The 21,011-nt window shown below is 65.2% G+C and carries 28 protein-coding genes and 1 tRNA gene; 8 read left to right on the top strand and 21 right to left on the bottom strand.

Annotated features, from left to right (window positions below):
* Positions 1 to 12: 12 nt before the first annotated feature.
* Both AC07OH_RS28525 and AC07OH_RS28520 read right to left on the bottom strand, forming a co-directional pair.
* A complete protein-coding gene (locus AC07OH_RS28525; protein WP_489061229.1) occupies positions 13 to 342 on the bottom strand; it encodes a DUF1840 domain-containing protein in 330 nt (109 codons plus the stop codon).
* Positions 343 to 359: 17 nt separating this feature from the next.
* Positions 360 to 1,628 (bottom strand): class I SAM-dependent methyltransferase, encoded by a 1,269-nt coding sequence (locus AC07OH_RS28520; RefSeq protein WP_489061230.1) that lies wholly within the window; start codon positions 1,626 to 1,628, stop codon positions 360 to 362.
* A gap of 118 nt (positions 1,629 to 1,746) precedes the next feature.
* Between AC07OH_RS28520 and AC07OH_RS28515 the strand changes: the two genes are divergently transcribed.
* The 6 genes from AC07OH_RS28515 to AC07OH_RS28490 are packed head-to-tail and all read left to right on the top strand — an operon-like array spanning position 1,747 to position 8,693.
* Positions 1,747 to 4,131: a bifunctional salicylyl-CoA 5-hydroxylase/oxidoreductase gene (locus tag AC07OH_RS28515; protein WP_495302943.1), complete on the top strand. Its 2,385-nt coding sequence runs from the start codon at positions 1,747 to 1,749 to the stop codon at positions 4,129 to 4,131.
* A gap of 1 nt (position 4,132) precedes the next feature.
* Positions 4,133 to 4,612 carry a MarR family winged helix-turn-helix transcriptional regulator gene (locus AC07OH_RS28510; RefSeq protein ID WP_056576953.1) on the top strand — a complete coding sequence of 160 codons (480 nt, stop codon included), beginning with the start codon at positions 4,133 to 4,135 and terminating at the stop codon, positions 4,610 to 4,612.
* Positions 4,609 to 5,463 (top strand): enoyl-CoA hydratase family protein, encoded by an 855-nt coding sequence (locus AC07OH_RS28505; RefSeq protein ID WP_495302942.1) that lies wholly within the window; start codon positions 4,609 to 4,611, stop codon positions 5,461 to 5,463. Before AC07OH_RS28510 ends, AC07OH_RS28505 begins: the two co-directional genes overlap by 4 nt.
* 8 nt (positions 5,464 to 5,471) lie before the next feature.
* A complete protein-coding gene (locus tag AC07OH_RS28500) occupies positions 5,472 to 6,665 on the top strand; it encodes an acyl-CoA dehydrogenase family protein (RefSeq protein WP_095950395.1) in 1,194 nt (397 codons plus the stop codon).
* Positions 6,666 to 6,669: 4 nt separating this feature from the next.
* Positions 6,670 to 8,298 carry an AMP-binding protein gene (locus AC07OH_RS28495; protein WP_495302941.1) on the top strand — a complete coding sequence of 543 codons (1,629 nt, stop codon included), beginning with the start codon at positions 6,670 to 6,672 and terminating at the stop codon, positions 8,296 to 8,298.
* Positions 8,295 to 8,693 (top strand): RidA family protein, encoded by a 399-nt coding sequence (locus AC07OH_RS28490; RefSeq protein WP_056576966.1) that lies wholly within the window; start codon positions 8,295 to 8,297, stop codon positions 8,691 to 8,693. Before AC07OH_RS28495 ends, AC07OH_RS28490 begins: the two co-directional genes overlap by 4 nt.
* 204 nt (positions 8,694 to 8,897) lie before the next feature.
* On the opposite strand, the gene AC07OH_RS28485 is transcribed toward AC07OH_RS28490, so the two are convergent.
* The 18 genes from AC07OH_RS28485 to rplN all read right to left on the bottom strand — a co-directional run bounded on the left by AC07OH_RS28485 (position 8,898) and on the right by rplN (position 17,822).
* A tRNA-Met gene (locus AC07OH_RS28485) sits at positions 8,898 to 8,974 on the bottom strand.
* A gap of 18 nt (positions 8,975 to 8,992) precedes the next feature.
* Complete coding sequence (gene rplQ / locus AC07OH_RS28480) at positions 8,993 to 9,391, bottom strand: 50S ribosomal protein L17 (RefSeq protein WP_056576970.1); 399 nt, start codon at positions 9,389 to 9,391, stop codon at positions 8,993 to 8,995.
* An 87-nt stretch (positions 9,392 to 9,478) separates the two neighbouring features.
* Positions 9,479 to 10,468: a DNA-directed RNA polymerase subunit alpha gene (locus tag AC07OH_RS28475; RefSeq protein WP_056576973.1), complete on the bottom strand. Its 990-nt coding sequence runs from the start codon at positions 10,466 to 10,468 to the stop codon at positions 9,479 to 9,481.
* 142 nt (positions 10,469 to 10,610) lie between these two features.
* Positions 10,611 to 11,234, bottom strand: coding sequence for a 30S ribosomal protein S4 (gene rpsD / locus AC07OH_RS28470; RefSeq protein ID WP_056576976.1), 624 nt, complete (start codon positions 11,232 to 11,234; stop codon positions 10,611 to 10,613).
* 130 nt (positions 11,235 to 11,364) lie between these two features.
* Positions 11,365 to 11,769, bottom strand: coding sequence for a 30S ribosomal protein S11 (gene rpsK, locus AC07OH_RS28465; RefSeq protein WP_009124825.1), 405 nt, complete (start codon positions 11,767 to 11,769; stop codon positions 11,365 to 11,367).
* Positions 11,770 to 11,781: 12 nt separating this feature from the next.
* Positions 11,782 to 12,147, bottom strand: coding sequence for a 30S ribosomal protein S13 (gene rpsM / locus AC07OH_RS28460; protein ID WP_013544105.1), 366 nt, complete (start codon positions 12,145 to 12,147; stop codon positions 11,782 to 11,784).
* Between the two features lie 23 nt (positions 12,148 to 12,170).
* Positions 12,171 to 12,284: a 50S ribosomal protein L36 gene (rpmJ, locus tag AC07OH_RS28455; RefSeq protein ID WP_013544106.1), complete on the bottom strand. Its 114-nt coding sequence runs from the start codon at positions 12,282 to 12,284 to the stop codon at positions 12,171 to 12,173.
* Positions 12,285 to 12,350: 66 nt separating this feature from the next.
* Positions 12,351 to 13,664: a preprotein translocase subunit SecY gene (secY, locus tag AC07OH_RS28450; RefSeq protein ID WP_119555012.1), complete on the bottom strand. Its 1,314-nt coding sequence runs from the start codon at positions 13,662 to 13,664 to the stop codon at positions 12,351 to 12,353.
* A 27-nt stretch (positions 13,665 to 13,691) separates the two neighbouring features.
* Complete coding sequence (rplO, locus tag AC07OH_RS28445) at positions 13,692 to 14,123, bottom strand: 50S ribosomal protein L15 (RefSeq protein WP_099793804.1); 432 nt, start codon at positions 14,121 to 14,123, stop codon at positions 13,692 to 13,694.
* Between the two features lie 11 nt (positions 14,124 to 14,134).
* Positions 14,135 to 14,317: a 50S ribosomal protein L30 gene (gene rpmD / locus AC07OH_RS28440; protein WP_019653974.1), complete on the bottom strand. Its 183-nt coding sequence runs from the start codon at positions 14,315 to 14,317 to the stop codon at positions 14,135 to 14,137.
* A gap of 35 nt (positions 14,318 to 14,352) precedes the next feature.
* Entirely contained in the window at positions 14,353 to 14,871 is a 519-nt protein-coding gene (gene rpsE / locus AC07OH_RS28435) for a 30S ribosomal protein S5 (protein WP_099793806.1), read from the bottom strand.
* Positions 14,872 to 14,889: 18 nt separating this feature from the next.
* Positions 14,890 to 15,255 (bottom strand): 50S ribosomal protein L18, encoded by a 366-nt coding sequence (rplR, locus tag AC07OH_RS28430; protein ID WP_056577252.1) that lies wholly within the window; start codon positions 15,253 to 15,255, stop codon positions 14,890 to 14,892.
* A gap of 14 nt (positions 15,256 to 15,269) precedes the next feature.
* Complete coding sequence (gene rplF, locus AC07OH_RS28425; protein ID WP_099793808.1) at positions 15,270 to 15,803, bottom strand: 50S ribosomal protein L6; 534 nt, start codon at positions 15,801 to 15,803, stop codon at positions 15,270 to 15,272.
* Between the two features lie 24 nt (positions 15,804 to 15,827).
* The gene (rpsH, locus tag AC07OH_RS28420; protein WP_056516708.1) at positions 15,828 to 16,223 is read right to left on the bottom strand and encodes a 30S ribosomal protein S8; all 396 of its coding nucleotides are present in this window, start codon (positions 16,221 to 16,223) and stop codon (positions 15,828 to 15,830) included.
* 20 nt (positions 16,224 to 16,243) lie between these two features.
* Complete coding sequence (rpsN, locus tag AC07OH_RS28415) at positions 16,244 to 16,549, bottom strand: 30S ribosomal protein S14 (protein ID WP_489061237.1); 306 nt, start codon at positions 16,547 to 16,549, stop codon at positions 16,244 to 16,246.
* An 8-nt stretch (positions 16,550 to 16,557) separates the two neighbouring features.
* Positions 16,558 to 17,097 carry a 50S ribosomal protein L5 gene (rplE, locus tag AC07OH_RS28410; protein WP_056576993.1) on the bottom strand — a complete coding sequence of 180 codons (540 nt, stop codon included), beginning with the start codon at positions 17,095 to 17,097 and terminating at the stop codon, positions 16,558 to 16,560.
* 11 nt (positions 17,098 to 17,108) lie between these two features.
* Entirely contained in the window at positions 17,109 to 17,441 is a 333-nt protein-coding gene (gene rplX / locus AC07OH_RS28405) for a 50S ribosomal protein L24 (protein WP_062474813.1), read from the bottom strand.
* A 12-nt stretch (positions 17,442 to 17,453) separates the two neighbouring features.
* Positions 17,454 to 17,822, bottom strand: a complete 369-nt coding sequence (gene rplN / locus AC07OH_RS28400) for a 50S ribosomal protein L14 (protein WP_009124801.1) — start codon at positions 17,820 to 17,822, stop codon at positions 17,454 to 17,456.
* Positions 17,823 to 18,076: 254 nt separating this feature from the next.
* Here rplN and AC07OH_RS28395 point away from each other — a divergent pair, with 254 nt between their 5' ends.
* Together AC07OH_RS28395 and proC are read left to right on the top strand one after the other, a co-directional pair.
* Complete coding sequence (locus AC07OH_RS28395) at positions 18,077 to 19,216, top strand: esterase-like activity of phytase family protein (protein ID WP_495302940.1); 1,140 nt, start codon at positions 18,077 to 18,079, stop codon at positions 19,214 to 19,216.
* The gene (gene proC, locus AC07OH_RS28390) at positions 19,213 to 20,070 is read left to right on the top strand and encodes a pyrroline-5-carboxylate reductase (protein ID WP_495302939.1); all 858 of its coding nucleotides are present in this window, start codon (positions 19,213 to 19,215) and stop codon (positions 20,068 to 20,070) included. Before AC07OH_RS28395 ends, proC begins: the two co-directional genes overlap by 4 nt.
* A 15-nt stretch (positions 20,071 to 20,085) precedes the next feature.
* Here the strand turns inward: proC and ubiA are convergent, their stop codons facing one another.
* The gene (gene ubiA, locus AC07OH_RS28385) at positions 20,086 to 20,949 is read right to left on the bottom strand and encodes a 4-hydroxybenzoate octaprenyltransferase (RefSeq protein WP_495302938.1); all 864 of its coding nucleotides are present in this window, start codon (positions 20,947 to 20,949) and stop codon (positions 20,086 to 20,088) included.
* Between the last annotated feature and the right edge of the window lie 62 nt (positions 20,950 to 21,011).

Genomic DNA, 21,011 nt, shown 5'->3' with positions numbered 1-21,011 from the left:
AGCCGGGACCGCTCAGGTCCCCCAGGTCACGTCCTTGCTCTCGGCCTGCGAGTCCTTGAGCATGTGCAGCAGCGGCGCGGCGCGCTGGTGCAGGCCGACATGCTGCTTCTCGGCTTCGGCGTCGTGGCCTTCGACGGCATGCTCGTCGTGGTTGTGCGGCGCGGGCTTGCTGCTTTCACGGGCCAGTGCGGCCTCGAGGGCGGCGATGGCGCCGGGGATCTGCTCGACCGTGATGATGCCCTGCGGCGCGGCCGGCTTGCCGACGATGTCGAGCAGTTGGCGCGCATGCACCTCGAGCATCACGAAGTCTGGGGCGGCCCGGGATTTGAAGCGGTAGAGCATGGTGGTGGTGTCCTCACTTATTTGTAGATGTAGTCACGGGCAAAAGGGTACACCGATTGCGCACCGCGCAAGGCGCCATGTTCGACCTTGCCGTCGGGCTTGGTCGACAGCATCTGGTGCAGCGAGATCCATCCCTGCTCGAAGCTCATCGCCGAGCCCGCGAGGTACAGGCGGTAGGCACGCAGCACGCGCTCGGCGTTCTCGCCCTGGCGGCCACCGCTGCGGCCCAGCACCTCGCGCGCGGCATCGAGCTGCGCCTCGAGCGCATCCGACCACGCCCACAGCGTGCGCGCGTAATGCGGGCGCAGGCTCTCGGTGTCGACCATCTCCAGCCCGGCCGCCGCGGTCTCGCGCAGCACGTGCGTCACGTGCAGCAGCTCGCCGCCGGGGAAGATGTACTTCTCGATGAAGTCGCCCATGCCAGCGCCGAGCTGGCGGTAGTTCAGCTCGCCCGAGGTGATGCCGTGGTTGAGCACCAGCCCGCCCGGCTTGAGCAGCGTGTGGATCTTGCGGAAGTAGGTCGGCATGTTGGCCGCGCCTACGTGCTCGAACATGCCCACCGACGAGATCTTGTCGAAGGGCTGGTCGTCGGGCAGCTCGCGGTAGTCGCGCAGCTCCACGCGCACGCGGCCCTGCAAGCCTTTTTCTTCGATGAGCCGCTGCACATGCGCATGCTGGTTCTTCGACAGCGTGATGCCGGTGGCGTCCACGCCGTAGTGCTCGGCCGCCCACAGCAGCAGCGCGCCCCAGCCCGAACCGACGTCGAGGTAGCGCTCGCCGGGCTGCAGCATGAGCTTGCGGCAGATGTGGTCGAGCTTGGCTTCCTGCGCCTGCGCCAGCGTGAGCTCGGGCGTGCGGAAGTAGGCGCATGAATAGACGCGGCGCGGGTCCAGCCACAGCGCGTAGAAATCGTCGGAGACGTCGTAGTGGAACTCGATCTGCGCGGCGTCCTTGCGCAGCGAGTGCGAGCCGCGCGACTTGGCGCGGTGCTGCAGGCGGCTCCACCAGCTGGTGTCGGTCTCCGCGGGGTTGCCGGGCAACAGGCCGACGGTGGCGTCGATCAGGTCGCGCATGGCGCCCTCGATCTGCACCTTGCCCTCGACGTAGGCCTCGCCGATGGCCCCGACCTGCCGGCCGGCCAGCTTGGCCAGCACCGACCACTCCTTGAAAGCCAGCGTCACGCGTGAACCCGCCTGGGCGACCCGGCGCCCGTCGGGCAGCTCCAGTGCGATGGGCACGGGCAGCGAGGCCAGCTGCGACTCGATCTTGGGTATCAAGTGTTGCATGGGGCCATGGTATTGATTTTTCCAAGAATTTGCATGACATCGCGCGCCGCACGGGCACGGGGCCTCTGCAGAGAACCCCTCGTTGACAACAGATCGTTTATGCCTAAACTATTCAACCATGAACAGCTTGACCTCCCCCCGCCTCGCGCCCGCCTCGGACCTCCAGCGCATCCTGTGCATCGGTGGGGGTCCAGCCGGCCTGTATTTCGCCCTGCTGATGAAGGCCCGCAACCCGGCGCTGCAGATCACCGTGGTCGAACGCAACCGCCCCTTCGACACCTTCGGCTGGGGCGTGGTGCTCAGCGACCAGACGCTGGGCAACCTGCGCAAAGCCGACGGCCCCACGGCCGCGCTCATCGGCAACGAGTTCCATCACTGGGACGACATCCAGGTCTTCTTCAAGGGCCGCCAGGTGCGCTCGGGCGGCCACGGCTTCTGCGGCATTGGCCGCAAGCGCCTCTTGAACATCCTGCAGGAACGCTGCCTCGAACTCGGCGTGGAGCTGGTGTTCGAAACCGACGCCACCGACGACCAGGCGATTGCCGCGCAGTACAAGGCCGACCTCGTCATTGCCAGCGACGGCCTCAACAGCCGCATCCGCCAGCGCTACGCCGACGTGTACAAGCCCGACATCGATCTGCGCAACTGCCGCTTCGTGTGGCTGGGCACGCACCAGACCTTCGACGCCTTCACCTTCGCCTTCGAACAGACCGAGCACGGCTGGTTCCAGGCGCACGCCTATCAGTTCGACGACAAGACCTCGACCTTCATCGTCGAGACGCCCGAAGCGGTGTGGAAGGCCCACGGCCTCGACCAGATGGAGCAGCCCGAGGCCATCGCCTTCTGCGAGAAGCTGTTCGCCAAGTACCTCGGCGGCCACGCGCTCATCAGCAACGCCACACACCTGCGCGGCTCGGCCAACTGGATCCGCTTTCCGCGCGTGGTGTGCGAGCGCTGGACGCACCGCATCGACGTCGAGGGCCGCTCGGTGCCCGTCGTGCTCATGGGCGATGCCGCGCACACGGCGCACTTCTCGATCGGCTCGGGCACCAAGCTCGCACTCGAAGACGCGATCGACCTGGCCAACGAATTCGAACAGGGCGGCACGCTCGACCACGTGCTCGAAGGCTATGAAGCCCGTCGCAGCGTCGAGGTGCTGAAGATCCAGAACGCCGCGCGCAACTCGACCGAGTGGTTCGAGAACGTGCCACGCTACACGGGCATGGAGATCGAGCAGTTCGCGTACTCGCTGCTCACGCGCTCGCAGCGCATCAGCCACGAGAACCTGCGCGTGCGCGACACGCAATGGCTCGGCGGTTACGAGCAGTGGCTGGCAGGCGGCAAGGCGATGGCACCGATGCTGATGCCGCTGAAGGTGCGCGGCCTCGAGCTGAAGAACCGCATCGTGGTCTCGCCGATGGCCACCTACAGCGCGGTCGACGGCGTGCCGCAGGACTTCCTGCTGGTGCACCTGGGCGCGCGCGCGCTCGGCGGTGCCGCGATGGTCTGCGTCGAGATGACCAGCCCGACGCCCGAAGGCCGAATCACGCCGGCCTGCACGGGCCTGTACAACGACACGCAGCAGGCCGCGTTCAAGCGCATCGTCGACTTCGTGCACACGCAGTCGAGCGCCAAGATCGCGATCCAGCTCGGCCACAGCGGCCCCAAGGGCTCGACGCGCGTGGGCTGGGAAGGCACCGACGAGCCGCTCGAAAGCGGCAACTGGCCCGTGCTCGGCGCGAGCGCCCTGCCCTACGGCGAACAGAACCAGCTGCCGGCCGCGATCACGCGCGCCGAGATGGACACGCTGCGCGACCAGTTCGTCGACTCGACACGCCGGGCGGTCGAGTGCGGCTTCGACTGGCTCGAACTGCACTGTGCGCACGGCTACCTGCTGTCGGCCTTCATCAGCCCGCTCACCAACCAGCGCATCGACGAGTACGGCGGCGACATCGAAGCGCGCTGCCGCTACCCGCTCGAAGTGTTCCGCGCGATGCGCGCCGTGTGGCCCGCCGACAAGCCGATGAGCGTGCGCATCTCGGCGCACGACTGGGCGCCAGGCGGCAACACCGATGCCGACGCCGTGGTGGTCGCGCGCCTCTTCAAGGAGGCCGGCGCCGACTTCATCGACGTCTCTTCCGGTCAGACAACGCGCGATGCGAAGCCTGTGTACGGCCGCATGTACCAGACGCCGTTCGCCGACCGCATCCGCAACGAGGTCGGCATCTCGACCATCGCAGTGGGCGCCATCACCGACGCCGACCAGGCCAACAGCATCATCGCGGCCGGCCGCGCCGACCTGTGCGCCGTGGCGCGCCCGCACCTGGCCGACCCGGCGTGGACGCTGCACGAAGCCGCCAAGCTGCAAAGCCGCGACGTCGACTGGCCCAAGCAGTACCTGAGCGGCCGCGACCAGATGTACCGCGAGATCGCCAAGCAGCAGCAGATCGCCGCGGCCACCGCCGCCGCGGGCCGCGCGGCCGACGCCGAAGAGACACACTGACATGGACCTCGAAGCACGCGCCCACAGCGAGCACCCCGAGGCGCTGCGCCTCTGGCTGCGTCTGCTCACCTGCACGCAGCTGGTGGAAAAGCAAGTGCGCAACGGCCTGCGCGCGCAGTTCGCCACCACGCTGCCGCGCTTCGATCTCATGTCGCAGCTCGAGCGCTCGCCCGACGGCCTGAAGATGAACGAGCTCTCGCGCCGCATGATGGTCACGGGCGGCAACGTCACCGGCATCACCGACCAGCTCGTGACCGAAGGGCTGGTGGAGCGCATCAACGTCGAGGGCGACCGCCGCGCCTGGCGCGTGCGCCTCACGCCGCGCGGACGCAAGCTCTTCAACGAGATGGCGCAGCAGCACGAAGACTGGATCGTCGAGGCTTTCTCGAGCCTCAACCCCAAGGAGATCGCGCAGCTTCACAAGCTGCTCGGCAAGGTCAAGCAACATTCCCACAGCAGCCAATTGGCGGAGACCGCATGAAGCACTACATCGGCGCAAGCAATCCCATGCGCGCGCAATTCGAACCCAAGGCCGACTACAAGGCCGAGCACTTTGCATGGCGCTACGAAGCCGGCGTGGGCACCATCACGCTGAACCGTCCCGAGCGCAAGAACCCGCTGACCTTCGACTCGTACGCCGAACTGCGCGACCTGTTCCGCGCGCTGACCTACGCGACCGACGTGAAGGTGATCGTCGTCACCGGCGCCGGCGGCAACTTCTGCTCGGGCGGCGACGTGCATGAAATCATCGGCCCGCTGACCGGTATGCGCATGCCCGAGCTGCTCGAGTTCACGCGCATGACGGGCGACCTCGTGAAGGCCATCCGCAACTGCCCGCAGCCCATCGTCGGCGCGATCGACGGCGTGTGCGCCGGCGCCGGCGCGATGATCGCGCTGGCCTGCGACCTGCGCTACGGCACGCCCGCCACGCGCACCGCCTTCCTCTTCACCCGCGTGGGTCTGGCCGGCGCCGACATGGGCGCCTGCGCGCTGCTGCCGCGCGTGATCGGCCAGGGCCGCGCCTCGGAGCTGCTGTTCACCGGCCGCGCCATGACCGCCGACGAAGGCCAGGCCTGGGGCTTCTTCAACGCACTGCACGACAGCGCCTCGCTGCTCGACGCCGCCACCAAGATCGCGCGCGATCTGGCCGAGGGCCCGAGCTTCGCGCACGGCATGACCAAGACCATGCTGTCGCAGGAATGGTCGATGACCATCGACCAGGCCATCGAGGCCGAAGCGCAGGCACAGGCGATCTGCATGCAGACCGAAGACTTCAAGCGCGCCTACGAAGCCTTCGCGGCCAAGCGCAAGCCGGTGTTCGGCGGAGACTGACGCGCATCATGATGACCAAGATTCCTGCCCCACCTTCGACCGCGCACCTCGCGCTGCCGTTCTTCGACGACGCGCACCGCGCGCTCGCCAACGACCTGCTGCCCTGGTGCGCCGCCCAGGAGATCGATGAGCGCGACGACCGCGCGGCCTGCCGTGAATGGGTGCGCCGCCTCGGCGACGCCGGCTGGCTGCGCTACGCAGTGCCCGGCAGTGCCGGCGGCGCGCTCGAGCGCCTCGATTCGCGCGCGCTCGTGCTGCTGCGCGAAACGCTGGGCTACCACTCGCCACTGGCCGACTTCGCGTTCGCGATGCAGGGCCTGGGCAGCGGCGCGATCACGCTGGACGGCACGCCCGAGCAGCAGTCGCAGTACCTCACGGCGGTCGGCAAGGGCGCGAAGATCGCGGCCTTCGCACTCAGCGAACCCGAGGCCGGCTCCGATGTGGCAGCGATGGCGATGCGCGCCGAGCCCACCGCCGACGGCTGGCGCCTGAACGGCGAGAAGACCTGGATCAGCAACGGCGGCATCGCCGACTTCTACTGCGTGTTCGCCAAGACCGACCCCACGGCCGGCACGCGCGGCATCACGGTGTTCATCGTCGACGCGACAACGCCGGGGCTCGACACCTCGGCCCACATCGACGTGATGGCGCCGCACCCGCTGGCCACCCTGCGCTTCGACAACTGCATCGTGCCGCGCACGGCGCAGCTGGGCACGCTGAACGGCGGCTTCAAGCTCGCGATGCGCACGCTCGACATCTTCCGCGCCTCGGTCGCCGCGGCCGCACTCGGCATGGGACGCCGTGCACTCGCCGAAGCCATCGCGCACGCCAAGGGCCGCCGCATGTTCGGCCAGACGCTGGCCGACTTCCAGCTCACGCAGGCCAAGCTCGGCGAGATGGCCGCGCTGATCGACAGCGCCGCGCTGCTCACCTACCGCGCCGCATGGATGCGCGACGACGCGGAGCGCCGCGGCGCACCGGCAGTCGGCGACGTGTCGGCGGCTGCCGCCATGGCCAAGATGTGCGCCACCGAGAACGCGAGCCGCGTGATCGACATGGCGCTGCAGATGCATGGGGGACTCGGCGTGAAGGTCGGCACCAAGATCGAAAGCCTGTACCGGGACATCCGCTCGCTGCGCATTTACGAAGGCGCGACGGAAGTCCAGCAACTGATCATCGGCAAATCCGTTTTGCGGGGGTGAAACCGTGTCTGCCCAAGTCGATCGCTTCGTTCATGACCGCCTGCCGCCTGCCGCGCAGCTGCCGGTCTTTCGCTACGACCTGCCCGAACTGCAGTTCCCCGACCAGCTGAACCTGGTCGAGGAGCTGCTGGACAAGGCGGTCGCCAAGGGCTTCGGCGACCGGCCGATGCTGCGCTCGCCCGCTGGCGTGCTCACCTACGCCCAGGCGGGCGTCGAGGTGAACCGCATCGCCCAGGTGCTGGTCGAGGATCTCGGGCTCGTGCCCGGGAACCGCGTGCTGCTGCGCGGCGGCAACTCGGTGTGGATGGCGCTGTCGTGGCTGGCCGTGGTCAAGGCCGGGCTGATCGCGGTGGCGACGATGCCGCTGCTGCGCGCCAAGGAGCTCGGCGAGATCATCGAGAAATCGCAGCCCGTGGCCGCACTGTGCGAAGGCCGCCTGCTCGAGGAGCTGGTGGCCGCGCAGCAGGCGCACCCCGTGCTTGCGACGGTGATTGCCTTCAATCAGCCCGACGCGCCCGATTCGCTGTCGGCCCGCGCAGCGAGCAAGAGCGGCGTGTTCCCCGCCTGCCCCACGGCCGCCGACGACATCGCGCTGCTCGCCTTCACCTCGGGCACCACGGGCAAGCCCAAGGCGCCTGTCACCACGCACCGCGACGTGGTCGCGATGTGCCAGACCTGGCCACGCCACGTGCTGCGCGCGCGCAGCGACGACATCGTGGTCGGCACGCCGCCGCTGGCCTTCACCTTCGGGCTCGGCGGGTTGCTGATCTTCCCGATGTGGGCCGGTGCGTCGGTGTACTTTCCCGAGGGCGCCTTCTCGCCCGAGGCGCTCGTGAAGCTCATCAACGAGGTCGGCGCGACCCTCTGCTACACCGCGCCCACCTTCTATCGCCAGATGGCGCCCTTCGTCCGGCAGCACGGGGCGCCGAGCCTGCGCATCTGCGTGAGCGCAGGCGAGGCGCTTCCCGACGCCACGCGCCAACTCTGGAAGGAGACCACCGGCATCGAGATGCTCGACGGCATCGGCGGCACCGAGGTGTTTCACATCTACATCTCGGCCGCCGGCGACGACGTGCGCCGCGGCGCCGTCGGCAAGGCGGTGCCGGGATTCACGGCCAAGGTGGTCGACGACGAGGGCAACGAAGTGCCGCGCGGCACGGTCGGCAAGCTGGCGCTGCAAGGCCCGGTCGGTTGCCGCTACCTCGACGATCCACGCCAGGCCGACTACGTGAAGAACGGCTGGAACTACCCTGGCGACTCCTTCGTGCAGGATGACGACGGCTACTTCTTCTATCAGGCGCGTGCGGACGACATGATCATCACGGCCGGCTACAACGTCGGCGGCCCGGAGGTGGAAGATGCGCTGCTCAAGCACCCGGCCGTGGCCGAGTGCGGCGTGATCGGCAAGCCCGATGCCGACCGCGGCATGATCGTGAAAGCCTTCTGCGTGCTCAAGCCCGGCAACACCGGCGACGCAGCGATGGTGAAGGCCCTCCAGGACCACGTGAAAGCCACCATCGCCCCCTTCAAGTACCCGCGGGAGATCGAGTTCGTGACGGCGCTGCCGCGCACCGAAACCGGCAAACTCCAGCGCTTCAAATTGAGACAACTCAACAGCAACACACCATCATGACGAACAAACTCATTCAGCCCCCGGGCTGGCTGCCCCCGAAGGGCTATGCAAACGGCATCGCGGCGCGCGGCACCCAGGTGTTCGTCGGCGGCCAGATCGGCTGGAATGCCCAGCAGCAGTTCGAATCCGACGACTTCATCGACCAGTGCGGCCAGGCGCTGCGCAACATCGCCGAGGTGCTGCGCGAAGCCGGTGCCGGCCCCGAGCACATGGTGCGCATGACCTGGTACGTGACGGACCGCGACGAGTACAGCCGTCGCCTGTCCGAGCTCGGCCCGGTCTACCGCGACGCGCTGGGCCGCAACTTCCCGGCGATGACCTGCGTGCAGGTGGCGGCGCTGGTGGAGCATCGCGCGAAGGTGGAGATCGAGGTGACGGCGGTCATTCCGGACTGATCCTGCGCTTGGGCTGCGCGTCAGCGCAGCCCCTCAGACGCATTCGCTGCGCACGTTCTCGAAACCGGCCTCTTTGGGGCCGGTCCAGAAACAGAAAAGCCCTCTTCGCGAGGGCATTTTTTTGTGTCGAATTTCGACCGGGAATTTCCAAAAGAATTTGGACAAAGAAAAAGGCCCTTTGATTTCTCAAAGGGCCTTTTAAATTGGTTGCGCGAGCAAGATTTGAACTTGCGACCTTTGGGTTATGAGCCCAACGAGCTACCAGGCTGCTCCATCGCGCGGCAAGTATAAATTATAGCTTATTCAGCGGCGTTTTGCTCAGCGCCAGCATCTTTAATTTCAGCACGGTCGACCAGTTCGACGAGCGCCATCGGGGCGTTGTCGCCCACGCGGAAACCCATCTTCAGGATACGGGTGTAGCCGCCCGGACGCGCTGCGAAACGCGGGCCGAGTTCGCCGAAGAGCTTGACGACGCTGTCGCGGCTGCGCAGGCGGTCGAAGGCCAGGCGCTTGTTGGCGAGCGTGGGCTTCTTGGCCAGGGTGATCATCGGCTCGATGACGCGGCGCAGTTCCTTGGCCTTGGGGACCGTGGTCTTGATGACTTCGTGCTCGATGAGCGAATTCATCATGTTCTGCAACATCGCAAGGCGGTGCGAGCTGGTGCGGTTGAGTTTGCGAAGTCCGTGTCCGTGACGCATGGTGCTTTTCCTTTACTTTATTAAACAGGCAGCCGTATCAGGTACTGCCCGGGCACGAGCCCTCAGGGGCTCAATTCAAAACAAAAATCAACGCTTGTCGAGACCGGCCGGCGGCCAGCTTTCAAGCTTCATACCCAAGGTGAGGCCGCGCGAAGCGAGGACTTCCTTGATTTCGTTGAGCGACTTGCGACCCAGGTTCGGGGTCTTGAGCAGCTCGTTTTCGGTGCGCTGGATCAGGTCACCGATGTAGTAGATGTTTTCGGCCTTCAGGCAGTTGGCCGAACGCACCGTCAGTTCGAGTTCGTCGACAGGGCGCAGCAGGATCGGATCGAATTGCTGGGCGCTGCGCGGTGCGGGTGCATCGAATGCAGCGAGTTCGCCGCCTTCGAGCTGCGCAAACACGGCGAGCTGTTCAACCAGGATTTTAGCCGATGCGCGAACGGCATCTTCGGCGCTGATCGCACCGTTGGTCTCGATCTCGACCAGCAGCTTGTCCAGGTCGGTACGCTGTTCGACACGAGCGCTTTCGACGGTGTAGCTCACGCGCTTGACGGGCGAGAACGACGCATCGAGAACGATGCGGCCGATCGACTTGGTCGGCTCGTCCGCGTAGCGGCGCATCGTGCCAGGCACATAGCCGCGACCCTTTTCGACCTTGATCTGCATGTCGAGCTTGCCGCCTTGCGACAGATGCGCGATCACGTGGTCGGGGTTGATGATCTCGACGTCGTGCGGGGTCTGGATGTCCGACGCGAGGACCGGGCCTTCGCCGTCCTTGCGCAGGCTCAGTGTGACTTCGTCGCGGTTGTGGAGCTTGAACACCACGCCCTTGAGATTCAGCAGGATGTTGACGACATCTTCCTGCACGCCGTCGATCGACGAGTACTCATGCAGAACGCCAGCGATCGTGACTTCGGTGGCCGAGTAGCCAACCATGGACGACAGCAGAACGCGACGCAGCGCGTTGCCGAGCGTGTGGCCGTAGCCGCGCTCGAAAGGTTCGAGCGTGACCTTGGCCTTGTTGGCGGCAAGTTGCTCGACCTGGATGGTCTTGGGTTTCAGCAGGGTGGTTTGCATGCAGACTTCCTCTCAATACCCCCGGCTCGTTACACCGGTAAGGCTGGTGAAGCGCCTGATCCGCAACAGAGTGCGGAGCAGGAACGTGAACAACAATATCAATCTCCCGCCGGCGCAAAGACGCGCAGGCGGGTAGAGAAAATCAACGCGAATACAGTTCGACGATCAGCGATTCGTTGATGTCGGCTGCGAATTCGTCGCGATCCGGGACCTTCTTGAAGGTGCCTTCGGCCTTGTCAGCGTTCACATCGACCCAGGCCGGCATGCCGACTTGTTGGGCGAGTTGCAGCGCTTCGACAATGCGGTTCTGCTTCTTCGACTTTTCGCGCACGGCGATCACGTCACCGGTCTTGACCAGGTACGACGGGATGTTGACCGACTGGCCGTTCACGGTGATCGCCTTGTGCGACACGAGCTGGCGTGCTTCGGCGCGCGTCGAGCCGAAGCCCATGCGGTAGACCACGTTGTCCAGGCGCGACTCGAGGATGAACAGCAGGTTGGCGCCGGTGTTGCCACGGCGGCGATCGGCTTCTTCGAAGTAGCGGCGGAACTGCTTCTCGAGCACGCCGTACATGCGCTTGACCTTCTGCTTTTCACGCAGCTGCAGACCGTAGTCGGAGGTGCGCTGACCCGAGGTGCGGCCGTGCTGGCCGGGCTTGGAGTCGAACTTGGCCTTGTCTTGAATGGAGCGGCGGGCGCTCTTCAGGAACAGGTCGGTGCCTTCACGGCGGGAAAGTTTGGCCTTGGGGCCGAGGTAACGTGCCACGGTATTTCCTTGGTGTCATCTGCCGCAGTTGCCTGCGGGAGCCGTCGGCGGATGTGCCGATGGCGGTGGGCTTAGTGAAAAAACAAATGCGCAGCCGCTCGAAAGCTGGCTGCGCCTTGCGGACTGACGATCAGATGCGGCGACGCTTCTGGGGACGGCAGCCGTTGTGCGGAACGGGCGTCACGTCGGCAATGGAATTGATCCGGATGCCGAGCGCAGCCAGTGCGCGCACCGACGACTCGCGACCAGGACCGGGGCCCTTGATCTCGACGTCGAGGTTCTTGATACCTTGTTCGACAGCAGCACGGCCGGCCACTTCGGAAGCGACCTGCGCAGCGAACGGGGTCGACTTGCGCGAGCCCTTGAAGCCCTGGCCACCCGACGAAGCCCACGACAGGGCGTTGCCCTGGCGATCGGTGATCGTGATGATGGTGTTGTTGAACGAGGCATGCACGTGGGCGATACCGTCCGCAACGTTCTTGCGAACCTTCTTGCGAACGCGCTGTGCGGCGTTGTTTGCAGGTGCTTTAGCCATGCTTGTCTATCCTTATTTCTTCAGGGACTGCGCAGCCTTGCGCGGACCCTTGCGGGTGCGGGCGTTGGTGCGCGTGCGCTGGCCGCGCATCGGCAGGCCGCGACGGTGACGGAAGCCGCGATAGCAGCCGATGTCCATCAAACGCTTGATGTTCATCGTCGTCTCGCGACGCAGATCGCCTTCGATCGTGAACAGAGCGATCTGGTCGCGGATCTTTTCGAGATCGGCGTCGGTCAGATCCTTGATCTTCTTCGAATATTCGATGCCGCTCGCTTCGCAGATTTGACGGGCGCGGGTGCGACCGATACCGAAAATGGCGGTCAGGCCGATTTCAGCGTGCTTGTGCGGCGGGATGTTGATGCCAGCAATACGTGCCATGTGCGTCCTCTAATACTCTTCAATCAACCCTGGCGCTGCTTGTGGCGCGGGTCGGTGCAAATCACACGCACCACACCTTTACGGCGGATGACCTTGCAATTACGGCAGATGGTTTTGACCGAAGCCGAAACTCTCATTTCATTCTCCTAAAACTGTTTAACGTGGCGGTCTACCGCCCGGACTCAATACTGAAACTCACAGCCCTACGATGTCTTGAAGTTCGCCTTCTTCAGCAGCGATTCGTACTGCTGGGACATCATGTAGTTTTGCACCTGGGCCATGAAGTCCATCGTGACGACCACGATGATCAGCAGGGAGGTACCACCGAAGTAGAACGGCACGTTGTACTTCAGGATCAGGAACTCGGGCAGCAGGCAGACGAAGGTGATGTACACCGCGCCAGCCAACGTCAGGCGAACCAGAATCTTGTCGATATAGCGAGCGGTCTGGTCACCCGGGCGAATGCCAGGAATGAACGCACCACTCTTCTTCAGGTTGTCGGCCGTTTCCTTGCTGTTGAACACGAGTGCCGTGTAGAAGAAGCAGAAGAAAACGATCGCAGCAGCGTACAGCAGCACGTAGATCGGCTCGCCCGGACGCAATGCGCTGGCGATGTCCTTGATCCAGCGGAAGCCACCGTCACCAGCGCTGAACCAGCCCACCACCGTTGCCGGCAGCAGAATGATCGACGACGCGAAGATCGGAGGAATCACACCGGCCATGTTCAGCTTCAGGGGCAGGTGCGACGACTGACCGCCGTAGACCTTGTTGCCAACCTGGCGCCGCGCATAGTTCACGAGGATCTTGCGCTGACCGCGTTCCACGAACACCACGAAGTAGGTGACCAGCACCACGACCGCGATGATGAAGAGCGCGACGATGGGGTTCATCGCGCCGGTCGTCACCAGCGAAGCCAGGCCGCCGATGGCACCGGGCAGACCGGCCGCGATACCTGCAAAGATCAGGATCGAGATGCCGTTGCCGAGACCGCGTTCGGTGATCTGCTCGCCGAGCCACATCAGGAACATCGAACCAGCGGTCAGGCTCACCATGGCGGTCAGGCGGAAGCCGAAACCGGGGGCGATCACCAGACCGGCCGACGATTCGAGGGCCACTGCGATGCTGAACGACTGGAACAGAGCCAGACCGAGCGCGCCATAGCGCGTGTACTGCGTGATCTTGCGGCGACCGGCCTCGCCTTCCTTCTTCAATTGCTCGAAGCTGGGAAGCACGTAGGTCATCAGCTGCATGATGATCGACGCCGAGATGTACGGCATGATCCCCAACGCGAACACGGTGAAACGCGACAGCGCCCCGCCCGAGAACATGTTGAACAGGCTCAGAATGCCGCCCTGCTGGCCCTGGAACAACGCTGCCAGCTGGTCCGGGTTGATACCCGGCACAGGAATGTGCGCGCCAATCCGGTAGACCACGAGCGCGAGCAGCAAAAAGACGAGCCGACGACGAAGGTCGCCGAACTTGCCTGTTTTTGCGATCGTTGCCGCGTTAGTTGCCACGAAGAACTTCTTTCAGTCCGAAGGTGATCAGGCGAAGCTGCCGCCGGCTGCTTCGATAGCAGCCTTGGCACCAGCGGTCGCACCCACGCCCGTCAGCTTGACGGCCTTGGTGAGTTCGCCGGTCTTGATGATCTTGACGACCTTGGCGAGCTGGCCCACGAGGCCGGCTTGCTTCAGTGCCAGGACATCGACTTCGGCCAGGCCGAGCTGCTCGAGAGCAGTCAGCGTGACTTCGGCGTTGTACTTCAGCAGGTGCGACTTGAAGCCACGCTTGGGCAGGCGACGCTGCAGCGGCATTTGACCGCCTTCGAAGCCGACCTTGTGGAAACCGCCTGCGCGCGACTTCTGGCCCTTGTGACCGCGACCTGCGGTCTTGCCGATGCCGGAGCCGATGCCGCGGCCAACGCGACGCTTGGCGTGCTTGGCGCCAGCTGCCGGCTTGATGCCATTGAGTTCCATATCAGTCTCTCTTACAGAACTTTGACCAGATAACTGATCTTGTTGATCATGCCGCGCACTGCGGGCGTGTCTTGCAGCTCGCTCACGCTGTTGAGCTTGCGCAGGCCGAGGCCACGCACGGTCGCGCGATGCGATTCCTTGGTGCCGATCGGGCTCTTCACCAGCTGCACCTTGAGGGTTTGTTGTTGCGTCATTTGAATGCTTCCTTCAGCCTTGCGAGAGCTTGCGCTCAGGCGAAGATTTCTTCGACGGTGAGACCGCGCTTGGCAGCCACATTGCCGGCCGTCGTCGAGTTCTTCAACCCGTCGAGCGTGGCGCGAACCATGTTGTAGGGGTTCGACGAACCATGGCTCTTGGCCACGATGTCGGTGATGCCCATGACTTCGAACACGGCGCGCATCGGGCCGCCGGCGATGATGCCGGTACCCTTGGGAGCCGGGTACATCACGACCCTGGCGGCACCGTGATGGCCTTGCACTTGGTGGTGCAGCGTGCCGTTCTTGATCGCTGCCTTGAACAGGTTGCGACGGGCTTCTTCCATTGCCTTCTGCACGGCAGCAGGCACTTCCTTCGACTTGCCCTTGCCCATGCCGACGCGGCCTTCACCGTCACCGACCACGGTCAGTGCTGCGAAACCGAGGATACGACCACCCTTCACCACCTTGGTGACGCGGTTGATCGCGATCATCTTCTCGCGCAAACCGTCCTCAGGACCTTCGTTCTGCGTTCTTGCTTGAATCTTTGCCATTTTGAATCTCGTGTCCGATTAGAACTGCAGACCGGCTTCGCGGGCTGCCTCGGCCAGCGCCTTGACGCGGCCGTGGTAGGCGAAACCTGCGCGATCGAAAGCGACCTTCTCGACGCCGGCAGCCTTCGCCTTTTCAGCGATGCGCTTGCCGATGGCGGTGGCAGCGGCGGCATTGCCACCCTTGCCCGAGGCGCCGAGTGCTGCGCGCACTTCGGCTTCGGCGGTCGATGCGGTTGCGATCACCTTGGTGCCGTCGTCGGAAATGACGGTGGCATAGATGTGCAGGTTGGTGCGATTCACCGTGAGGCGGGCCACGCCCTGCGTCGCGATCCGGATGCGGGTCTGGCGCGAGCGGCGAAGACGCTGTGCTTTTTTGGTCAACATCATTTTGCTGCCCCTTACTTCTTCTTGGTCTCTTTGATCACGATCTTCTCGTCCGAATAACGGATACCCTTGCCCTTGTAGGGCTCAGGCGGACGAACAGCGCGGATCTCAGCGGCGATTTGACCAACGCGCTGACGGTCAGCACCCTTGATCACGATTTCGGTCGGGGTCGCGGTGGTCACCGTGATGCCTTGCGGCATGTCGATGTTGACCGGGTGCGAGTAACCGACTTGCAGGTTCAACTTGTTGTTGGACGCTGCAGCCTTGTAGCCGACGCCGACCAGGTTGAGCTTCTTCTCGAAGCCCTTGGTCACGCCAACCACCATGTTGTTCACCAGCTGGCGAATCGTGCCGCTCATCGCATTCGCTTCACGCGATTCGTTGGCGGGCTCGAAGCTCAGCTTGCCGTCATTGCTGACGACATTCACCAGCGCATTGCGAGCCAGGTTGAGCGTGCCGCCCGTGCCCTTGACGCTGATCTGGTCTTCCTTGATCGACACATCCACACCTGCGGGGATGGCGACCGGCATTTTTCCTACTCGGGACATTTCAGTAACTCCTCGATGTCTCGGTTAGGCGACGTAGCACAGAACTTCGCCACCGACACCGGTAGCGCGAGCCTTGCGGTCGGTCATCACGCCCTGGGGGGTCGTGACGATCGCAACGCCGAGGCCGTTCTGGACTTGCGGGATGGCGGCGCTGGCCTTGTAGACGCGCAGGCCGGGGCGGCTCACGCGTTCGATACGTTCGATGACCGGGCGGCCAGCGTAGTACTTCAGCGTGATGACGAGTTCGGACTTGCCGGCATCGGTCTTCACTTCGAAGCCGTCGATGTAGCCTTCGTCCTTCAGGACTTGTGCAATCGCGGCCTTCACCTTGGAAGACGGGATCGACACAGTGGGCTTCGCCACCATCTGCGCGTTACGGATACGCGTCAGCAGGTCGGCAATGGGATCACTCATGCTCATGTTGTTTGCTCCTGCCTGGCTTACCAGCTGGCCTTGGTGACACCGGGGATGTCGCCAGCGAAAGCCAGTTCACGGATCTTGGCGCGAGCCAGACCGAATTGACGGAAGGTGCCACGGGGGCGACCGGTGATTTCGCAACGGTTGCGCTGGCGCGTGGGGTTCGCGTTGCGCGGGAGCTTCTGCAGGCCCAGGCGGGCTGCAGCGCGCTCTTCGTCGCTCTTCTTCGCGTCGTTGGAAATTGCCTTCAGTTCCGCGTGCTTCGCAGCGAACTTGGCAACCAGCTTGTCGCGCTTGAGTTCGCGCTGGATCAAAGATTGTTTGGCCATGGTTCGCCTCAGTTCTTGAACGGGAAACGGAAGCCAGCGAGAAGCGCCTTGGCTTCTTCGTCGGTCTTGGCCGTCGTCGTGATGCTGATATTGAGACCGCGCAGGGCGTCGACCTTGTCGTACTCGATCTCAGGGAAAATGATCTGCTCTTTGACGCCGATGTTGTAGTTGCCACGGCCGTCGAATGCGCGACCCGAGATACCGCGGAAGTCACGCACGCGGGGCAGGGCCACGGTGACGAAACGGTCCAGGAACTCGTACATGTGCACGCCACGCAGCGTGACCATGCAGCCGATCGGCTGGTTTTCGCGGATCTTGAAGCCGGCGATGGCCTTCTTCGACTTGGTGACCACGGGCTTCTGGCCAGCGATCTTGGTCAGGTCGGCGACGGCGTTGTCGAGGACCTTCTTGTCGGCGACTGCTTCACCCACACCCATGTTCAGGGTGATCTTGGTGAGACGCGGAACTTGCATCGGCGACTTGTAGCCGAACTTTTCCGTCAGGTCTTTCGCGATCTTTTCGCGATAGTGTTGTTGGAGACGTGCCATGTGAGTACCTCTTAGGCGAACTTGATTTCGTCGCCGCTCGACTTGAAGACGCGAACAGCCACGCGCTTGCCGTCGGCACCTTGGGTGACCTTGATGCCCACGCGATCGGCCTTGCCGGTCGCAGCATTGAAGATCGCCACGTTGGATTGGTGAATCGGCATGGTCTTCTCGACGATGCCACCGGTCGTACCCTTGAGGGGGTTCGGCTTGGTGTGCTTCTTGACGAGGTTGATGCCGTCGACGATCACATGCGAATCGTCTGCGCGCAGCGACACGACGCCGCGCTTGCCCTTGTCACGACCGGCCAACACGATGACCTGGTCGCCTTTGCGAATCTTGTTCATGGCGTTGTGTCCTTAGAGAACTTCGGGTGCCAGCGACACGATCTTCATGAACTTCTCGGTGCGCAGTTCGCGCGTGACCGGTCCGAAGATGCGGGTGCCGATGGGCTCCAGCTTGGCGTTGAGCAGCACGGCGGCATTGCCGTCGAACTTGACGAGCGAACCGTCAGCACGACGGATGCCCTTGGCGGTGCGGACCACCACTGCGCTGTAGATCTCGCCCTTCTTGACGCGACCACGCGGAGCGGCTTCCTTGATGCTGACCTTGATGACGTCGCCCACGCTGGCGTAACGCCGCTTGGAGCCACCGAGCACCTTGATACACAGGACGGATTTCGCGCCCGTGTTGTCGGCCACTTCGAGCCGGGATTCAGTTTGGATCATTTCTTGATATTCCCAACTTGTACCGATGAGCCTCCAGGAGGGAGACACCGCGGTCAGTCTTGGGCCCGTCGTCCACGCCTCGAACCACTCGAGACGCTTCCGCTTTGGGCTGAAAGCTTCGCCTTTTGAAAGCGAAGCCCGCGATTGTGGCACCCATGCCGGGCGATGTCAACTGCCTCATCACGCGAACTTCGACAGCCGCTAGACTTTGTGGCGTGCGCGCCCCCATCCACCCCCTCGTTTCGCCGCCTTCCGTGCGGCGCCGACGCCTGCTGGCGGGCGGCGCGGGCCTGCTGGGGCTGGGATCACTGGGGCTTACGGGTTGCCGCAGCGCAACACCGGCGCCGGACACCGGCCGGCTGCAGCGCCTGGGGGAAGCCCGCTGGGCACACCGACGCTCTATAGAGAACACCCCGGCGGGCGGCCTGTCCGGCATCGACTACGACACCGCCAAAGGTGAGTACCTGCTTCTCAGTGATGACCGGTCAGACCTGGCCCCCGTGCGCTGCTACACCGCGCGCTGGCCCCAGCCTGCCGACGCCGCGCCCGAGCCCACCGGCGTTGTCCAGCTGCAACGCCCCGGTGGCGGCCCCTGGCCCGGGCGGCGCCAGGCGGTCGCCGGCCTGCCCGTTCCCGACCCCGAAGCCCTGCGCCTGCGCCCCTCGGCCGGCACCTTGCTCTGGACCAGCGAAGGCGACCTCGCCCGCGGTTTCGGTCCCGCCTTATATGAATCGGCGCGCGACGGCCGCTTTCTGCGCGAATTCGCCCTGCCGGCGATGTTCGCCCCGGACCCCACCCAACGCCGCGGCCCGCGCGACAACCTGACGTTCGAAGGCCTGGCCCTCACGCCCGACGACCGCTCGGCCTGGCTCGCGATGGAAAACGCGCTGGTCCAGGACGGCCCGACCCCGACCACCGCCGCCCCCGGTGGCCCCTGCCGCTTCACCCAGATCGACCTGTCGACCGGCCGCGCCGTGCGCCAGATCGCCTACGTGCCCGACGCCATTCCGCTGCGCCCGCTGGTGCCGGGCACCTACGCCGACAACGGCGTGAGCGAGGCGCTGATGCTCGACGCCCACCGCATGCTGGTGCTGGAACGGGCCTACGCCACGGGCGCCGGCAATTCGCTGCGCCTGTATGAAATAGACACCCGCGCCGCCGACGACGTGCTCGCCATCGACGCCCTCTCACCCGGCAACCACCGCCCGGCCGCCAAGACGCTCGTGGCCGACTTCGCCAGCCTCGGCCTCTCGCGCCTCGACAACACCGAGGGCATGTGCTGGGGCCCAGCGTTGCCCGACGGCCGCCGCCTGCTGGTGGTCGTGAGCGACGACAATTTCAACCCGCTGCAAGTGACGCAGTTCGCCGCTTTCGCCTACACCGACCGACCATGACCATCGCCGTGACCTTCCTGCCCCGCACCGCGCCGGGCCCCCTGCCCCCCATCGCCTTCATCGGCGGCGGCAACATGGCCAGCGCCATCATCGGCGGCCTGATCCAGCAAGGCGTCGCGGCCGACAACTTCGAAGTGGTCGAGCCTTTCGAGGAGGCCCGCACCAAGCTGGCCCAGTCCTACGGCATCGTCGCCAGGGCCGAGGCCAGCGAAGCCCTCGCGCGCTGCGCCGTGGTGGTGTGGGCGGTCAAGCCCCAGACCTTCGCGGAAGCCACGCGCCCGGTGCGCGCCTTTGCCGGCGACGCCCTGCACCTGAGCGTGGCCGCGGGCATTCCGTCCGACAGCATCGCCCGCTGGCTCGGCACCGAGCGCGTGGTGCGCGCCATGCCCAACACGCCGGCCCTGGTCGGCAAGGGCATGACCGGCCTCTTCGCGCGGCCCGGCGTCGAAAGCGCCGACCGTGCGCGCGTCGGCCAGCTGCTGGCGCCGACCGGCGAGCTGATCTGGGTCGACGCCGAACCCGCGCTCGACGCGGTGACCGCCATGTCGGGCTCCGGCCCGGCCTACGTGTTCTATTTCATCGAGGCGATGACCGAGGCCGGCGTCGAGATGGGCCTCACACCCGACCAGGCCCAGCGGCTGGCCATCGGCACCTTCACCGGCGCCTCGGCGCTGGCGCACAGTGCGACCGAGCCGCCGTCGGTGCTGCGCGAACGCGTGACCTCCAAGGGCGGCACGACCTACGCGGCCCTGAGCGCGCTCGAAGCCTCGGATGTGAAGGGCCAGTTCAAGACCGCCATCCGCGCCGCGCAGAAGCGCGCGGCCGAGCTGGGTGAGGAGTTCGGGCGCGGCTGAGCCGGTGGCGGGCGGCTACCGAGCGGTGTAGCCCGCCACGATGCCGACGAACAGCGCGAAGCCCAGCCAGTGGTTTTCGCGGAAGGCCTTGAAACAGCCCTCGCGCGTGCGGTCATGGATCAGGCGCCAGTGCCAGAGCGCCTGGGCCACCGCCGCGGCAATGCCTAGATAGAAGAGCCCCCCCAGCGACCGGCTGGCACCGGCCCAGATCCAGACCGCCAGGAAGATCGCGTAGCTCGCCATCACCGCCGCCACGTCGAAACGGCCGAAGGTGATCGCCGAGGTCTTCATGCCGATCTTCAGGTCGTCGTCTCGGTCCACCATCGCGTACTCGGTGTCGTAGGCCAGCACCCAGAACAGGTTGCCCGCCAGCAGCCACCAGGCAAAGGCCGGCACCGTCGACTGCACCGCGGCAAAGGCCATCGGGATGCCGAAGCTGAAGGCGATGCCCAGCACCGCCTGCGGGATCGACACGAAGCGCTTGGCGAACGGGTAGATCAGCGTGATCGCCAGCGCCGCGAACGACCACAGCACCGTCGTGCGGTTCGTGGTGAGCACCAGCCCGAAGGACAGCAGCGCCAGCACCGCGCCCAGCCCCAGCGCCTCCTTGACCGACATCGCGCCGCTCGTCACGGGCCGCTGGGCCGTGCGCTTCACATGGCGGTCGAACTCACGGTCGGCCACGTCGTTGACGCAGCAGCCCGCGCTGCGCATGAGGAAGGTGCCGAGCGTGAACACCGCGAGCAGGTGCCAGCCGGGCCAGCCGTCGGCCGCGAACCAGAGTGCGCCCAGCGTGGGCCACAGCAACAGGAGCCAGCCGGCCGGCCGGTTCCAGCGGATCAGATCGAGGTAGAGCGCGAAACGGCGGGCGAGAGGCATGCGACGGACGGGCAGACGAAAAAAGAGCGGCCATTGTGCCGCTCTTGCAGGGACTCCCGGCG

It is taken from the genome of Variovorax sp. GW821-FHT10C12 (assembly GCF_059415405.1).
Note: the sequence above shows the minus strand (reverse complement) of the source record. Positions and strands in the feature narration are given on the sequence as shown.

Bases quoted from the DNA above. Each gene is read 5' to 3' on its own strand.
- AC07OH_RS28475 (WP_056576973.1), bottom strand. From the start codon at position 10,468: ATGCAAACCACCCTGCTGAAACCCAAGACCATCCAGGTCGAGCAACTT.
- rplN (WP_009124801.1), bottom strand. From the start codon at position 17,822: ATGATCCAAACTGAATCCCGGCTCGAAGTGGCCGACAACACGGGCGCG.
- ubiA (WP_495302938.1), bottom strand. From the start codon at position 20,949: ATGCCTCTCGCCCGCCGTTTCGCGCTCTACCTCGATCTGATCCGCTGG.
- rpsE (WP_099793806.1), bottom strand. From the start codon at position 14,871: ATGGCAAAGATTCAAGCAAGAACGCAGAACGAAGGTCCTGAGGACGGT.
- AC07OH_RS28510 (WP_056576953.1), top strand. From the start codon at position 4,133: ATGGACCTCGAAGCACGCGCCCACAGCGAGCACCCCGAGGCGCTGCGC.
- AC07OH_RS28490 (WP_056576966.1), top strand. From the start codon at position 8,295: ATGACGAACAAACTCATTCAGCCCCCGGGCTGGCTGCCCCCGAAGGGC.
- rplO (WP_099793804.1), bottom strand. From the start codon at position 14,123: ATGGAACTCAATGGCATCAAGCCGGCAGCTGGCGCCAAGCACGCCAAG.
- AC07OH_RS28525 (WP_489061229.1), bottom strand. From the start codon at position 342: ATGCTCTACCGCTTCAAATCCCGGGCCGCCCCAGACTTCGTGATGCTC.
- rpsH (WP_056516708.1), bottom strand. From the start codon at position 16,223: ATGAGCATGAGTGATCCCATTGCCGACCTGCTGACGCGTATCCGTAAC.
- AC07OH_RS28515 (WP_495302943.1), top strand. From the start codon at position 1,747: ATGAACAGCTTGACCTCCCCCCGCCTCGCGCCCGCCTCGGACCTCCAG.
- rpsN (WP_489061237.1), bottom strand. From the start codon at position 16,549: ATGGCCAAACAATCTTTGATCCAGCGCGAACTCAAGCGCGACAAGCTG.
- AC07OH_RS28505 (WP_495302942.1), top strand. From the start codon at position 4,609: ATGAAGCACTACATCGGCGCAAGCAATCCCATGCGCGCGCAATTCGAA.
- rpmJ (WP_013544106.1), bottom strand. From the start codon at position 12,284: ATGAGAGTTTCGGCTTCGGTCAAAACCATCTGCCGTAATTGCAAGGTC.
- rplQ (WP_056576970.1), bottom strand. From the start codon at position 9,391: ATGCGTCACGGACACGGACTTCGCAAACTCAACCGCACCAGCTCGCAC.
- AC07OH_RS28520 (WP_489061230.1), bottom strand. From the start codon at position 1,628: ATGCAACACTTGATACCCAAGATCGAGTCGCAGCTGGCCTCGCTGCCC.
- rplE (WP_056576993.1), bottom strand. From the start codon at position 17,097: ATGGCACGTCTCCAACAACACTATCGCGAAAAGATCGCGAAAGACCTG.
- rplX (WP_062474813.1), bottom strand. From the start codon at position 17,441: ATGAACAAGATTCGCAAAGGCGACCAGGTCATCGTGTTGGCCGGTCGT.
- rpsM (WP_013544105.1), bottom strand. From the start codon at position 12,147: ATGGCACGTATTGCTGGCATCAACATCCCGCCGCACAAGCACGCTGAA.
- rplF (WP_099793808.1), bottom strand. From the start codon at position 15,803: ATGTCCCGAGTAGGAAAAATGCCGGTCGCCATCCCCGCAGGTGTGGAT.
- AC07OH_RS28500 (WP_095950395.1), top strand. From the start codon at position 5,472: ATGATGACCAAGATTCCTGCCCCACCTTCGACCGCGCACCTCGCGCTG.
- rpmD (WP_019653974.1), bottom strand. From the start codon at position 14,317: ATGACGCAACAACAAACCCTCAAGGTGCAGCTGGTGAAGAGCCCGATC.
- proC (WP_495302939.1), top strand. From the start codon at position 19,213: ATGACCATCGCCGTGACCTTCCTGCCCCGCACCGCGCCGGGCCCCCTG.
- rpsK (WP_009124825.1), bottom strand. From the start codon at position 11,769: ATGGCTAAAGCACCTGCAAACAACGCCGCACAGCGCGTTCGCAAGAAG.
- rplR (WP_056577252.1), bottom strand. From the start codon at position 15,255: ATGTTGACCAAAAAAGCACAGCGTCTTCGCCGCTCGCGCCAGACCCGC.